The sequence below is a fragment of the Methanothermus sociabilis genome, from assembly GCF_055392295.1.
Map to the genome: position 1 here is coordinate 220,382 of NZ_AP042467.1, position 15,055 is coordinate 235,436.

The 15,055-nt window shown below is 32.0% G+C and carries 10 protein-coding genes; 3 read left to right on the plus strand and 7 right to left on the minus strand.

The genetic code is table 11. From position 1 onward, the window contains the following. The first annotated feature begins 4 nt into the window (after window positions 1–4). Window positions 5–1,915 carry a 3H domain-containing protein gene (locus ACZ5LY_RS01220; RefSeq protein ID WP_464577704.1) on the plus strand — a complete coding sequence of 637 codons (1,911 nt, stop codon included), beginning with the start codon at window positions 5–7 and terminating at the stop codon, window positions 1,913–1,915. A gap of 4 nt (window positions 1,916–1,919) precedes the next feature. On the opposite strand, the gene fhcD is transcribed toward ACZ5LY_RS01220, so the two are convergent. The 4 genes from fhcD to ACZ5LY_RS01240 all read right to left on the minus strand — a co-directional run bounded on the left by fhcD (window position 1,920) and on the right by ACZ5LY_RS01240 (window position 10,032). Then, window positions 1,920–2,813 (minus strand): formylmethanofuran--tetrahydromethanopterin N-formyltransferase, encoded by an 894-nt coding sequence (gene fhcD / locus ACZ5LY_RS01225; protein ID WP_013413613.1) that lies wholly within the window; start codon window positions 2,811–2,813, stop codon window positions 1,920–1,922. A gap of 35 nt (window positions 2,814–2,848) precedes the next feature. After that, window positions 2,849–3,868 carry a UPF0104 family protein gene (locus ACZ5LY_RS01230; RefSeq protein ID WP_013413614.1) on the minus strand — a complete coding sequence of 340 codons (1,020 nt, stop codon included), beginning with the start codon at window positions 3,866–3,868 and terminating at the stop codon, window positions 2,849–2,851. Window position 3,869: 1 nt separating this feature from the next. Next, window positions 3,870–4,358, minus strand: a complete 489-nt coding sequence (locus ACZ5LY_RS01235) for a metallophosphoesterase (RefSeq protein ID WP_013413615.1) — start codon at window positions 4,356–4,358, stop codon at window positions 3,870–3,872. A 538-nt stretch (window positions 4,359–4,896) separates the two neighbouring features. Beyond that, window positions 4,897–10,032: a cobaltochelatase subunit CobN gene (locus ACZ5LY_RS01240; RefSeq protein ID WP_464577705.1), complete on the minus strand. Its 5,136-nt coding sequence runs from the start codon at window positions 10,030–10,032 to the stop codon at window positions 4,897–4,899. 178 nt (window positions 10,033–10,210) lie between these two features. On the opposite strand from ACZ5LY_RS01240, the gene ACZ5LY_RS01245 reads away from it, so the two are divergent. Continuing rightward, the gene (locus ACZ5LY_RS01245) at window positions 10,211–10,486 is read left to right on the plus strand and encodes an acylphosphatase (protein ID WP_013413617.1); all 276 of its coding nucleotides are present in this window, start codon (window positions 10,211–10,213) and stop codon (window positions 10,484–10,486) included. A 36-nt stretch (window positions 10,487–10,522) separates the two neighbouring features. Here ACZ5LY_RS01245 and ACZ5LY_RS01250 read toward each other — a convergent pair whose 3' ends face one another. Continuing rightward, window positions 10,523–12,043: an ATP-binding protein gene (locus tag ACZ5LY_RS01250; RefSeq protein ID WP_464577706.1), complete on the minus strand. Its 1,521-nt coding sequence runs from the start codon at window positions 12,041–12,043 to the stop codon at window positions 10,523–10,525. 5 nt (window positions 12,044–12,048) lie between these two features. Then, a complete protein-coding gene (locus tag ACZ5LY_RS01255) occupies window positions 12,049–13,131 on the minus strand; it encodes a DNA double-strand break repair nuclease NurA (protein ID WP_048060550.1) in 1,083 nt (360 codons plus the stop codon). A 159-nt stretch (window positions 13,132–13,290) separates the two neighbouring features. Here ACZ5LY_RS01255 and ACZ5LY_RS01260 point away from each other — a divergent pair, with 159 nt between their 5' ends. Then, entirely contained in the window at window positions 13,291–13,569 is a 279-nt protein-coding gene (locus ACZ5LY_RS01260; protein WP_013413620.1) for a DUF2097 domain-containing protein, read from the plus strand. A gap of 81 nt (window positions 13,570–13,650) precedes the next feature. Here the strand turns inward: ACZ5LY_RS01260 and ACZ5LY_RS01265 are convergent, their stop codons facing one another. Next, the gene (locus ACZ5LY_RS01265) at window positions 13,651–14,904 is read right to left on the minus strand and encodes a hypothetical protein (RefSeq protein ID WP_013413621.1); all 1,254 of its coding nucleotides are present in this window, start codon (window positions 14,902–14,904) and stop codon (window positions 13,651–13,653) included. Window positions 14,905–15,055 lie beyond the last annotated feature (151 nt).

The following is a 15,055-nucleotide window of genomic DNA, read 5'->3' on the forward strand; positions in this document are numbered from 1 at the left end:
TTATATGGATGGTTTTTACCCCACTAATCTTAAAAATGCTGTAATTTATGCTGTATTAATCTTAATATTGCTTTTTGTATATGGTATTTTTGGATCTATTTATATTATGCATTTAGGAGTTATTGATGCAATCTATTATACAATAACAACTGTCACTACAACTGGATTTGGTGATATTAGGCCAATTACTCCATCACAAAAACTTTTTACAGCCTCACTAGAATTAATAGGAGCTGGATTCTTACTTTATATTTTCACTTTAATGCTTTCGGTGATGTTTATGAGTTTTAGTGAATATGTTACAGGAGCTAAATTAAAAAGGAAAATAGCCTCAATGAAAAATCATTTTATTCTTTGTGGGTTTGGAAGAGTAGGATCAACAGCATTTAAAGAACTTAAAAAAAGAAAACAAAAAGTAGTAATAATTGAAAAAAATAAAGATTTGGTGGAAACAGAGTTATGGTCAGATCCTAACATAATTGCTATACCAGGGGACGCCACAAAAGAAAATGTATTAAGATATGCTGGGATCGAACGTGCAAAATGTATAATAATAGCAACAGGTAGCGATGTTGACAATCTTTTTATAACAATTGAAGCTAAAGAATTGAACCCAAAAATATGGATTGTAGCTAGAGCAAGTGAAAGAGAAAATATAAGTAGATTAAAAAAGGCTGGAGCAAATAGAATAATATCACCAGAATTCAGTGGAGGAAAAGACATTTATTTTGCAGCGATGGAACCTTTAATGATGAAAATAACTGTTAAACATGGCATAGAAAGTATAAAACGAGAGGCAGAAATAATATTTAAACATAATTGTACACTAGAAAACATTATGTATCATTTACCAGAATTTAGAGAACCTTTGAAAAGGAAAATAGAGGTTAGCGATCTTGATCACATAGAAAAGTTTTTATTTCAAGTTAAAAAAAATCCCCGCCTTAGAGAATCACTAAACAAAATGTATGAATCCACAAGTGGTGTACATTCACATTGGATTTCAGGTCCAAGCAAAGAAAACTTAGAAAAGGTAGTTGAAGATTTGAAAAAAGAAGGGATTTTATTAGGAGTTAATTTGGACGATGAAAAAATTAAAGAAATTACGAGAAAATATGGAATGTTGGCTGAAGTAATGGTAAAACCAGAAATCACAGTAGTAAATAAACATGGAATCGATGAAATAAGAGATGAGGCAGAGATAATACTAAAACATGGTTGTACAATTGAAGATATTGAATATTATATTCCTGGTTTTAGAGAACCTTTAAAGAGACATGTAGGCGCTGATTCTATAGAAGATATAGACAAATTTTTAAACACGTTAAAAAAAGATCCAAAAAAATATGATGCTATAGATAGACTCTACATGCTATCTGGAGGCGGTATACATAGTCATGTAATATCTGCTAGAAGTCTAGAATCTTTAAACAAAGTTGAAAAAGAATTAAAAGAAAAAGGGTTTCTTATTGGCATAAATATGAGTTTAGGTGAAATAAAAGAAATGATTCAAAAATCTGGCACTGTGGTAGATATCTTAGTGCAACATGATGTCAAAAATTTAGAAGATAAAAAAACTGTTGTCAAATATGGTGGTAGAATTTTAACATCTAAACACTATCTCCCAGGAATAAGATATGTACTGACTCGAAAATTAAATTTAAAAACAATGGAAGATGTTAAAAAATGTGAGAAAGAATTAGAAAAACCAAGGGCAAGGCGTACTTTAACAGCATTGTATGAACTTTCTGCCAATATCCATTCTCACACCATTGTTACACCTAGTGCAGAAATAACAAAAAAAATTGAAGAAGAATTAAAAGAAAAGGGAATATTGTTAGGCGTTAATTTTCCTGAAGAAAAAATATGGGAAATGGTGGAAAAGGAAGCTGTTGAACCTTTCTGCGTTGATTAATTTTCTAGAATAAATCATGTAGATGTAGCTTATATTTGCCTAATTTACCTCCATAATTACCAGCGCTGATTTTTTTGACCCCTGGTACCTTACATGCAGCCTCAATTCCTACTTTCATAGCTTTTTTAACAGATTCCTCATCAATACCATCAATAACTATTTCATAGATACCATTAACATCTTCAGGAACTTCACTATCTTCAATTTCATCTTTAAGTGTTACACACATTTTTTCGTTTGTGGAGGCATCTAAGAAATCATATTTTTTAGATCCAACTTTTGATCCAGAAGCTACTATTCCACCTGGAAATGGTGTCATAACGCCTTCAACGGATTTTATAGCATCAACAGCCATTTCAGCAGCTAATAATGCTGAGCCTTGGGTTTCTGCCATTATAAAGAAGTTCCCTCCTGCTACTCCACTTTTTATTCCAAATTTCTCTTCAACAATGAATTCACCAGACATTATTGGAATTATATGTACCTTTCTACCTTGGACTTCCCCTTCTTTTTCATAACCATCTCCGAAAAATTTCAATTTGAATCCTGTATTTACTTTTTCTTCAGCATTTTCTAATGCATCAAATGCTGCTGCGGTAGGTGCTGTCAATATTGTCATTCCTACTCTCTCTAATAATTCATGATCTAATTTCTTTTTTGATGGATTACAAATTATAATTGTAAATCCTGGTCTTTGGTCTGGGGTATTTTTAGGAGGTATATATGTATCTATACCTGCTTCTGCAGGACATCCAATAACTGATGTACCATATCCTGTAGCTTCTCTAGCAGCTATTTTTGCTAATCGTTTACTAGCAGCTGTTACTAATATTCTAGAAACTTTTATATCAAATGCTTCAGCAAAAGTGTCTTCAATTTCCACACCATTTACTTTCATTTTACATCCCTCCTGCCAATTTTTCTTACATTTACTTATTTAAATACTTTTCCAACCATGTCTGATCCAAAATATGGCAATGTTGCTACTCCTAAAAAAATCGTGAGCCAAAAAGATATTAAACGCTCAACTATCGTTATGGCAGCACTTAATGGCAATGGTACTCCAGCCATAGAATAAAATAATATCATGAGACCCTCTATTGCTCCTAAGCCACCAGGGAAAATTGGTACCATGCTAACTAAAGTTGCCACTATCATAACTTCTGCAATTATTATTGGTGAAATATATACACCAAATGCCCAAAATACTGCCCAAATTCTTATAATTTCCAAAAACCAAATTACAAAGGACAAGGGGAGAGCAACATATATAACATTTTTATTTTTTATCATGAGTCTAACAGCATCCTGATATTTGACAATTGCATCACTTATTCTACTTTCCAGCTTACTCAACTTCTTACTTTTATGTTTGTAAAATATACGTGCTATGCGCATGATACCTCTCTTAACTTTTTTACCTAATTCTGGTTTCACTGAAACATATAAAATGATGAAAAATGAAAATACTACAGCGAACAACGTTATTAATAAACCTATCACAAGCCATAAAGAAAATCTAAAAACTAAAATCATGTGAAATAGTGAAATTATTGAAAGTAAAATTAGTGGGAAAGTATCTAATCCCTTATCTATTAAAACTGTTGCAAAAGATGACTCAAAGGGTGTTTTTGAATATTTAGACAATAAATATGCTCTTAATGCCTCTCCACCACTTTTTGCTGGAGTAATATTATTTGTAGCTAATCCAAGAACAAGAATTCTGAAAAGAGGTTGATTTTTGGTTTTAATTTTTGCTGCAACAACTGCTATTCTCCACCTAACCATCCATAAATAAAGAGTAAGCATGTGAACAGCAACAGCCAAAGACAAATAGAGAGGATCTGCCTTCCTAATATCATTTACGATTTTTTCTGGCCCAATAAAAATTAACATTAATCCTAGAAGACTGATACTTATTATTATAAGTATTATTGATTTTTTATGTTTCATATTACTCTAACTCAATTATTTTGGGCTTTAAAGTGTCTGGATCCAAAATTGCAATAGTTTTCTTCCCTGAAACATAGCCACATGTTTCACCAGGATTTATTAATAAAGTATTGTTCACCTCATCAATTTTAGCTTCATGTGTATGTCCTCTTACAACAACATCAAATTCTCCTGATTTTAAAATACATTTTACAATCCTTTCATCGGTACCATGAAGTAATGCTATTTTTAATCCTTCAAAATTTATGATTTTAAAATCACTTAGATCACATAATTTATTAAATGCTTTTCTTAATCCATCCTTTTCTCCATCATTGTTACCAAATACAGCCTCAAATCTCATTTTAAGTTTTTCAAACCTTGGCGCTGTAAATGGCGATATTAAATCTCCAGCATGTAATACAATGTCCACATTTTGTCTATTGAAAAATTCAACAGCCTTATCTATTGCATCTAAATTATCATGAGAATCTGCCATGATGCCTATCATGTCCTTTCCTCCCCGAATTGAGCTACTCCCTACGGAGCTTCCTGCTTCATAGAGAAAACTTGCCCAGAGACTATATCCCTACAGGAAATAGTTCTGAGTAGAGGTTTTCTCTCAGGCAGGCTATCAGGGCTACCCCATCCCCTTAACAATATTCTACATGCTGATATATAATATCTTTTAACTTATTCTTATAGCTTAATCCTTTCGATGTTCCTCTTGGATTTACTTTCTTAACTATCTTACTAGCTCTTTCAGCCTTGTAATTGTATGGGAAGTCATCTCGTATGAAAAAAGTAGTATGAAGTATATATAGTTTTTTTCTAGGTATTATTGCATTGGAGAGAGAAAGAGTAAAAGAAGAGTTTGTATATTTTTAGAACAAGTGTTAGTTTTATATTTCATTTATATAATACTTTTCTTATTTCTCAATCCCTGATGGGGTGGAAATCTGTTTTTTAATTGCTATTTTCTTTTCATTTTTTAACAAAAATTCTGTTTATAAAAAAGAACAAAAAAAGAAATTAAAAAAATAAGAAAATCATTTCTCCGGCCTTCTCAATAGATATCCTGCTGCTATTAATGCAATCAATATTATAACTCCGATTATTCCTGCGAATGGAATTCCTGGCTTTCCAATTCCTTTAGACACTGGTGTAATCTCATATGCTTTTCCTGCTGCAGCACCTGTAATTCCTGCTTTACCTCCTGCTCCAGCAGCTTGAGCTGCTCCTCTTGCACCAATTTCACCACCAACTCTACCTGAAGGACCTGAAATTCCTGGTGAAACTCCCCTTGTTGCTGCAGTTCCAATTCCTACTCTTCCTAATGCAGTTGGAGCTCCTAGTTGTGATGGTGCTCCTGGAATTGAAGGTTGTGGTGTTGTTGGAGCTCCTGGGATTGAAGGAGCAAATGCAGCATTTTTTGTTGCTATATATAGCTGAGATCTTACTGAATTTAATAGATTTGGATTTACATAGTTTAATGCCCATCTTATCATAGCTATATTTCCACAACTGCAATCACAGCATGCTGGTCCATATCTGGCTATTAGAGTAGCCCATCTATTTGTAAGGAATCTAAGAGTTTCTGTAGATGGATGCCAGAAGCCTCTGTGGGCTGCTGTAAGTAATGTACCTATGATGCTTATCATTGCATATGCTCTATTTCCAGTTGATAGCCATTGTGATACTCCAATGTTGTATTTGTCTTTCACATATACATCTACAATTTCATTCCACATCCAATCTTGGACTAGGTGAGGTGTTGTTACTTGCCATCCCCATAAGTATGCAACAAATTTATTACTTATGTATCTTGCACCACTGTAACCTTCCTTCATCATTCCTTTAATCCATTCTGGATTAAGATATCTTGTTCTCATTTCTCTTAGCATAAATTGTTGTAGTGACATTATTTGTGGAACTGCTGGATTTGCATAATAAAGTACATTGAGCTGAGGTGCTTTTCCACCATTTACTTTTTCTATTGCCATACTTAGTCCGCCGAAGTAATCATAGTAATCATCATTGTCAAGAACTCCATAAAGATTTGTTGACCTACTATGATATGCAACACTGACACCCTTGAGTAATTCTTCAAATAAATCTTGCCTTGATAATCCCCAGACAGTGTTTGAATATGCATGTGACATTCTACGTAAGTATATATCAGCTAACTCACTTCTGTTTTGCCATGTCCATGCTTGTTCAACAGCGTGGGTAATTCCAGCTCCATAGTCACCTACAGGTGGTGCAAATATTCTTGTTATTGCTGTGTCACCGTCAAATCCTTTTTTAACGAGTTCTACCCAATGTTTTGCAACATAATTTAGCTCTAATGGTTCTTTAAGGTCATATTTATTTAGAAGGTCTGTTAAATTCTTTGCTTGGTAGAATTGTCCTATTATTAATGGTTCCAATGCTTTATTTAATTCATCTTTTAATTCAGGGTATTTCTCTGTTATAGTTGAATATGAAGCTGCTAATGCTATTCTAAATGCTAAATCCATTTTTGCTAAAAGGTTGGGGAATAGATCTCTGAACAATCCACTTGTAGTTGTGATTACGTCCACTCTTGGTCTCACTGTCACATTTGAAAGCCCCATTGATCGTCTAACTTTGTTTAAATCTTCAAGAAGTTTATTGAGTGGTGTTGGAACTAAATATTGTAAACGTCCTCCACCAAGCCATGTTTTATCATCAGGTTTTGGTTCTACACCCAACATCCTTAATACAAATGATGCCATTGCCCCATCATCTCTTGCTGTTTCTACACACCAAACAACTGCTGCTATTTTTTCCGGTATTTTTTCCATTTGTGCTAATGCCATATCTGCCAGTCTTTTACCAAGATCCCAGGCGACTGGTGTTGGTAATGTATTATCATCTTGAGCATAGAAGTTTCTTCCTGTTGGTAATGAAGATGATACTCTTACTGGATCCCCACCTTTTGCGGGTTCTATGTAGCCACCATTTAATGCATCTATAAGTGAATCCATTTCTTTACTAGGACTTATTTTTAATAATGAAACATAAGTCATTGCAAGTGTTAATTTATTTTTCATGGCTTCTCTTAGTTTAACATCTGTTATGTTGATTGTCAATTCTTCTGGAGTTTTGCCTTTGAGCAGTTCTTTTATTAATGAAATTGTTTCATTATTTAATAATTCTGCTTGTGTCAATGTTAATTTTTTCCAATTAAAGCCATGTAAATCAGAAAGTAAATGTTGTATTGACGGATCTGATTCGCTATCTGGTGACAACATTGAAGAAACTAGCAATGCAATTTCGTCATCTGTCCAATTTTCTCCAAAACTATGTAATCCATAAGGCATTAAAGTTGATTGTAAGTTTATTAGATAATCATGGACCTTATCAATGTCTTCATCGGTGATATTCTCAGGATTTAAACCTAAATCTGTTGCAAGATTTAATTCTTTAATTTTTTGTCTTATTGCTTTAGCGTATTCATCTTTTAGTGGATTCCCTTCAGGCACTTTTTCATATAAATCAACAAGCCCTGCCAATTCTTTTAATCCACTGTAAAGTTTAGTCGTTATCATTGGCGGTGTTAAATGATCTACTATCACTGAAAGTCCTCTTCTTTTGGCTTGCATGCCTTCTCCTACACCATCTACAATGTAAATATAAATGCTAGGAGTTTCACCAATACATATGTCTGGATAATCAAAGCTCGCTAATGCATATTGTTTTCTTGGTGTCCACTCATAGGTAGCATGTCTTCCAACATGAATCTGGGCATTTGCTTTAAACACATAGTTAACCCATGCATACCATGCTAAATAACTGTGTGGTGGCGGAACAACTGTTGAGTGATAAAGTTTTGATATGTCTTGATCCCAACCTCTCAATGGTTCTGGACCAATGAATATGTTTCCAAATAATATTCCTGGAATTATGAAGTATTTTGTGCCATTTTTTGTTACCACAAGAGGATTTTCCTCTGGTTGTCCCCATCCACAAAGTCCTGGTAATTTTAATGCTAGGAATGCATTCTTTGCATCATAGAATTTCTTCCAAGAATCTGTAGGATCTGTATTATTACTTACTTTATCTATAATTTCAATCAATGCGGAAGTCATTTTGTTTATTAAATCTATAGCCCTATCTGCTTTATCTGTGGTTTTAGCATTAGATATCATCTCTTGGTTCCATCTATTTATAACTTTGATTAATTCATCTTTAACCTTTGGATCTCCTTTCTTAATATATTCAACCGCTGCCTTAGTTAATTCCTCTATGTAACCAGTTGGTCCTTCAATTACTTCTTTCTGAGCTATTGGATTTAATTTCTTGAACCATTTTTTGTATTCTTCTAAAGGCCATAAAATTGTATTAGGATTGTTTGCAAGTTTCTCTATGAATCCTTTAGCCCAACTTGCAGTATTAATTCCACGCTCTAGCAATATAGATACTAGTTCATCTGCATTTTTTGGTATTCCACTTACGTTGTAACCTTCCTGTTTTAATCTTTTTAAAATATTTATTATGGTTTCTGGAACATTTAGATAACTTGCCCCTATATTTTGCTTTCCTGGTGGGTAATTGTAATAAACAATTGCTATTTTTTTATCTTTATTTGGTAAGTGCTTGAGTAGACACCAGTTATATACTCTGTTTGCTAATTTTTCTATTCTGTCAGGTATTGGAATTGTGACATCCCATTCAGCCCCAGTATCATTATCTCTATGAATCTCACCTACACCAATTGCTATTGGCTCTATTTGGCCCTGCATTTCTGGTTGTGCACATTGCCAATAAACAGCGGCCCAACTGAAACCTTCATCAGATACCAACCACTGGCCTAATGTTCTATATCCTCCTGTGGTAACCATTGCCCTAAATACAGGAACATTTGAATTATTGAAGAAATTGAGAACTTGTTTCCATGATGGTGAAGAACCTGTTAAGAAAGGTAACAAGTCTATTATTGCATCACACTTTACAGGATATTTCCAAGGTTCGAACTCATATTGCACTGTATTATTTGCGTCAGTTAAAAACTTAACTAATGCTGAATACACATTTGCTGGCTGAATATTACTTATTTTTACTTCTTTTACAACTCTACCATCTTTGTCAAGTATTTGGAATTCATACACCTTTGCTTTAGTATCAGTTCTAACACCACAAATTTTATCAGAATCTGTGTAATTTCCTATTCCTTTAACTGCTGTAAGTTTTAAATTTTGTCCTGGCTCAAGCAATGTTTTTGCCAACTCTGTAACTTGAGTTTCATTGAGAGTTAATATGTCTGACCAAGTACCAACAATAGGAATTACGTTCATTCCTTTCTCAACAAGCTTATCAATAATTTGTTGGAAAGCATTCTCTGCATATACTTCTCCTGAATAACTAAGATATGTCAATATAGCTACAGTAGGTTTTTTTGGATCTAGTGGGTATTTTTTGAAATAATCTTCCTTACTGAATATTTCACCATCCCTATACAGAAACTCTTTGCCAAATCCAAGTTTGACTGGTTCTGGCTCCCATTCTTGTGGGAATATCCATCCTCTTATTTCATATAATTTCTTTAATGCCCATTTCACCTGATTTATAAGGTTATCTTTTCCTTTAGCTGCATAATATACTGCAGCATCTATCCAAGCATGTAATCCTTTGTTATTTGGATATTTCTGTTTATAACTAAGTAGGCAATTTACATCGCCGTCATGACATGCTCCAATAAGAGATCCCACTGTGTCATATGTCCCAATGTCTTTATCACTTACATTCTCAAAACATTTAGTTTTCCCTATTTGACTTAATTTTACAAGTTTAGGATCACTTTCAAAAACTAAAAATATTTTATTATCTATTATTGAAGGATATTTCGTTACAACAGGATATAATGAATTACCAAGTTCTGTACCCCATTCTGCTAAAATAATATCTGATGAATTCACCAGATTCTTAATGTCAGTTTCTTTTAAGTTATTCATCTGGGTTGTTGATCTAATTTGAAACTTTACAGTACCATTTGTTTCATTAGTAATCGTTTTCGCTATTTCAACATAAGATTTACATGCACTAGAAGATCCAATCATGAATACTTGTACTTTTCCTTGTTGTTGTTGAGTCACATTTTCAGCAAAAGCCCCTGAAATCAATAAAAACACTGCAAACAATGCAATCACTAAAAACTTCCTCAACTTTTCACCTCCTTTTTGTTATTACTACATTAGGATTATTGAGTAATACTTATATAAAATTTTTCAAAACTTTCTAATTCAAATAATTTTGATGAAAGAAATATTCTTAATTGAAAAACTTTTAAAAATAAAAATCTAGTGCCAATAAAATTATGAATAAATAAGGAGGTAAAAAATCTTGAAAGTTAGGGCTCATATATTTATTAGCGGAAGAGTGCAAGGAGTATTCTTCAGAGCAAATACTAAAAAAGTAGCAGAAAAGCATGGTGTAAAAGGTTGGGTACGCAATCTCCCTGATGGAAGAGTTGAAGCAGTTTTAGAAGGAGAAAAAGAAGATGTAGAAAAAGTAATTGAATTTTGTAGGGAAGGACCACCTCTAGCAAAGGTTACAAATGTAGATGTAAAATGGGAAAAATACAAGGGAGAATTTAGAAATTTTGAAGTAAGATACTAATTTTCTTTTATAAATTTTTTTAATTAAAAGAAAATTTCATAGAGGGTCAATATCATATTCCTGATCATCTGATTTCTCTAAATCTTTTTCAATATAATCCTCAAAAAGAGGTATATAGATAGGAACAGCAAATTTTGTGAATATACTACTCACAATTGCTTCTCCCTTATCCAAACTAGCTATAGCTCTATCATCATCTGATAAATCTTGTGGAGAACTTCCAATTATTTCTGATCTTTCCGATGGCATTTCATTACCAAGAATTATTTTTGTATTCATATTTGCCAATATACTTTTGGGAATTGGTGTGACTAATTGAGTTATTGCTATTAGTCCAATGTTAAATTTACGTCCTTCCCTAGCTATTGTTGCATATATATTTTGTCCATCTTTAAGTACATCTTTGCCAAGTATTCTTGGAGCTTCTTCAACTACAATCCCTATCACAGGTTTTTTATTTAATTCACCTTCTGCCTTATATCTTTGGTATCTTCTAAAAATATTCTCTATTATTGCACTACCCACAAGTATTCCTGCTTCTTCACTCATTTGTGAAGTATCAATTATGACAATTTTACCTTTCTCTAAATTATTAACAATGTCTTCGATAACGTTTCTTCCGTTTTCAACAAAAACATCTTCATGGCTAAGTACATGATTCAGTTTTCTATTGGTTGCAGCTATTGTTGGCTTTTTTACACCGTGAATTTCTTCTCCAATTCTCTCCATCTCTTCTATTTTAATTATCCATTCATCTTTAAATTCTTTATAAAATTTGTGCATTGCCTGCCATTGGGCATCTGTAAAAGAAACAGTTCCTTGGAAATGTTTTGGTTTTAAATATTTTTTATTAATTTTTAATTCTAACCCACCTCTAGGAGGATTAGGTGAATAATATAATACTTCTTCATGTCTTGGATGATCTTTTAAACCTTTTGTATTTCCTCTTCCATAGTATTCATCATGTGGATCTAAAACAAGTATTCCAACGTTTTCATCAACTAAATTCCAAAGCATTACCTTTACTAAATTACTTTTACCTCTTCCTGTAGTTGCAGGTATGAGTATATGGTGAGGTATTGCATGCTTATAGTCAATATAAACAGGTAAATTTAATTTTTGAGAACCACTTCTCACCTCACCTAAATAAAGAGGATGTTTTGGCTTACTCAAAAATTTTAAATCTTCTTCTTTCACACGTCTAACTTTTTTAAAGAATGGAGGTAATGATTTTGGGGCTTTTGCATTTCTGGAATTATTATGTATATAAAGTAAAGGTTTTGCTTCAGCTATAATATAATTTCTAAGTTCTGGCTCAATAAATGTTGTACTTTCATCTTCATGTTCCAATTGAAGTCCTGATATCAATTCTCTTCTCTCTTGTGGTATTTGAGAACGATATTCAAGATTTTTAACTTGTAGTAAAATTTTATTACCATTATTTTCATCGGCAATTAATAAATCCCCAAGTTCAAGTCTTTTGCCAAATTTTCCTCTAACTAAAATTTTTGATGAATTTCCTCCTATTATTTGCCCTGCTACTTCATTATCATCCATAAAATTCACCACAACAATGAATTTTCATCAAGAATGTCATGCATGTCCACTGCCCTCATATCTGCAAGTATGTTTTCTTTTAGTTCACCATATTTGTGGATTAATTGCAATAATCTTGCCTTAAATATCTCAACTTCATTTTTTCTAACCCTTGCCTCTGAATCTACTTTAACTAGTCCATAAGGATATCCATGAATAAATGAATCCTGAGTATTTGGCACTATTGCTGATAGAATTTCCAAAATTTTTGATTTTGGACTATAAATGTCAAATCTAAAAATACGTGACTCAGGACTAAACTTAACAGCCCCTACAGTAATTTTATGATTATTTAGGTTATATTCTTCTAATGGATAATAACACCAGCGCTTTTTTCCAACTTTTTTTGAGCAATGTTGCAATGCCCTTATTAGTGGTACACCACTGTTTGTTATACGTCGACAAGTTTTTGAAATACCTAAGAAATATAGATTGTTTTTACTTGCTACATCCAGGCAAGACTCAAGATATTTATCCTCTTTAGAAAATGTTACCTGAAGAGAACCATCCTTAACCAAAATATCATCTTTACTTAGTTCTTTCTCTAATACATATTTTGAAAATGATAATTCAGCAAATCTTCTAGATATAGATTCAACCCTACTCAAATCATGAAAAGTAGTTGCTCTTTTTTTGGAAGTAAATGATAAATGTTCATCATGTGGTAAAAATCTTTTATATTCTTCTTTTAGTGGAAATAACTTTGTTTCGTAATGTATTTCTCCATTTTTTAATTCAGCACATGTTACTGATAAAAATTCAATTTTTCGTGGAATTTTGGAATTTCGTTTCTCATGTTCCTTTCCTTTAAAAATACTAAAACATATACGATTAAATTGTATTGAAATCTTTGGAGTTCCAATAATTTCTTGATTTCCACCATCTACAAATGCAATTCTACAATTTTTTGGAGCTTTAAATTCATGAAACTTATCAGTGGATATTTCAAAACTCTTAGATTTATCTCTAGATAAAGGTCTTACACCATCATCCACATTTGATTTATATTTAAGATAATCAACAAGCTTTGTTAAAGCTTTACAACGCATTAAATCACCTAAAATTTGCAACATTCTTCTTAGGTCCAGTAGTTACCTTCACATTATTAATATTTTGGGAAAAGCTTTTATAAAATTTATATTTATTTTGTTAGACAGATGAGTTAATCTTAAATAATTTACATTACAAAATTTTATTTGGTGGTTGTAATGAAAAAAATTGAAAAACAAGCAACATGTAGTGAGATATGTGACTACATTAGAGACAATGTAAAGGAAGGAGACATTGTCAGAATTTCTATTGGCATGGCATATATACCTGGAGAGGTTATATTAAACAATGATTGTGTTCTTCATATCAAACTTGAGAGTAAAATGTTTAGTGACTTGACAACTACAGTAGATGTAGAAAAATTCAAAGAAGAATTAATAGAACTTGAGCATGAAACTGAAGATGGAATATATGTTTTTGAGGCCATTGAAGATTAAGCTAAAGCTAGGAGGTCATAAATGGAAGAGTTAGAAATAATAACATTAGTTTTTTTCTTAACATTCATTTTTACAACTTTTTTATCTCACCTTCTTTCTAAAAAATAATTTTAAATTCTTTCTTTTAGTCAATTGAATCAATTCTACAACTCCCAAACCTATAATAATTCCAGGTATAATAGACATTATTAGAGATAATGGATTCATATCCCCTATCCTTGTTAAGCCTCTAGCAAATAAAAACATTAAAATTATCATAAAAACACTTCTAATTTCTTTCTTAATTTCATTCATAACCGTGAATATTATTGCAGATGCTATGCAAATAACCAAACCTCTACTTACAGTAACACCGCATGTTTCTGCAAGACTAATATCTTTAATTACATAGCTTAATTTTAAGATAAGTTGTAAAACATAGGGGATTCGTAAATATGTACCACTTCCTTCACCAGTCATTACAAATATTAAGAAATTTACAATTCCAAATGTAAAGGAAATTAATAAAAATAAGATAACAATGGTTGCAAGAGATATTCTCCAATTTATCTTTATTTTAGATCTATAAATAGCAAAACATGAAGCTATGAGTGCAACGAACATCCTAACGAGATTTCCACCACCAAGCCCTGGTATCAAACTTGCAGCGGTTAAACGATCTCTCGCATGTGAAATTATAGGCATACCAAATAATCTGCTTGTATAAAGAAATACTGCTTCTGTGATACAAATTATCCCAACTATGAATATTAATGAATTTTTTAAATTATTTTCAAGAGAATATTTAGTTATCCAAAAAGCTAAAACTCCAACCAAAATAAAAGATAATATAGCTTCTATTATTGCTGCTATTATAAATAAACTTGGGAAATTTAAAATACGGTGTTTATTTATTTTATTTTTGAGGTTTTCAGCGGTCTTTACAGGGTCTTTAGATAATATTACGTTTTTCTCGTTTTTAGACATTGTCATAATAGCTTTTCCAACTTCTCCTTTCCTATTATCATCAACAATAATGAATTTTTTGTCTGCTTTAATTACCTCCAAAGAATCAATTAAATTCTGCTTTCTCAGTTCATTTTTTGGTAAGTTGAATTTACCTAATATTACGACATCAAATTCTTGAGAGTATGCAGCATGTAAAAGATAAAATCCACCAACAATGTCTAAATCAGATATAGTATACACCTTATATCCAGGTATATTCATGTGTGTGACATTTTCATCTAGCACCAGAACTGTTGGTTGAGGATTTGGACCAAAAATTAAAGCTACCAATATCATTGTTATTATTAAAGTCCCAAATAATGAAGGAACACTTAGCTTTACATTCACTTTACCACCAATCGAGCTAAATTTTAGTAAATTGGCAATAAAATAATTTTTTACTTCTAAAATTTTTACTTATTTCAATTCTTGATAAAATTTTTCCTCTTATCATGAGATGTATTAAAGAAAATTTAATGTTGTTGTATGTACAAAAATA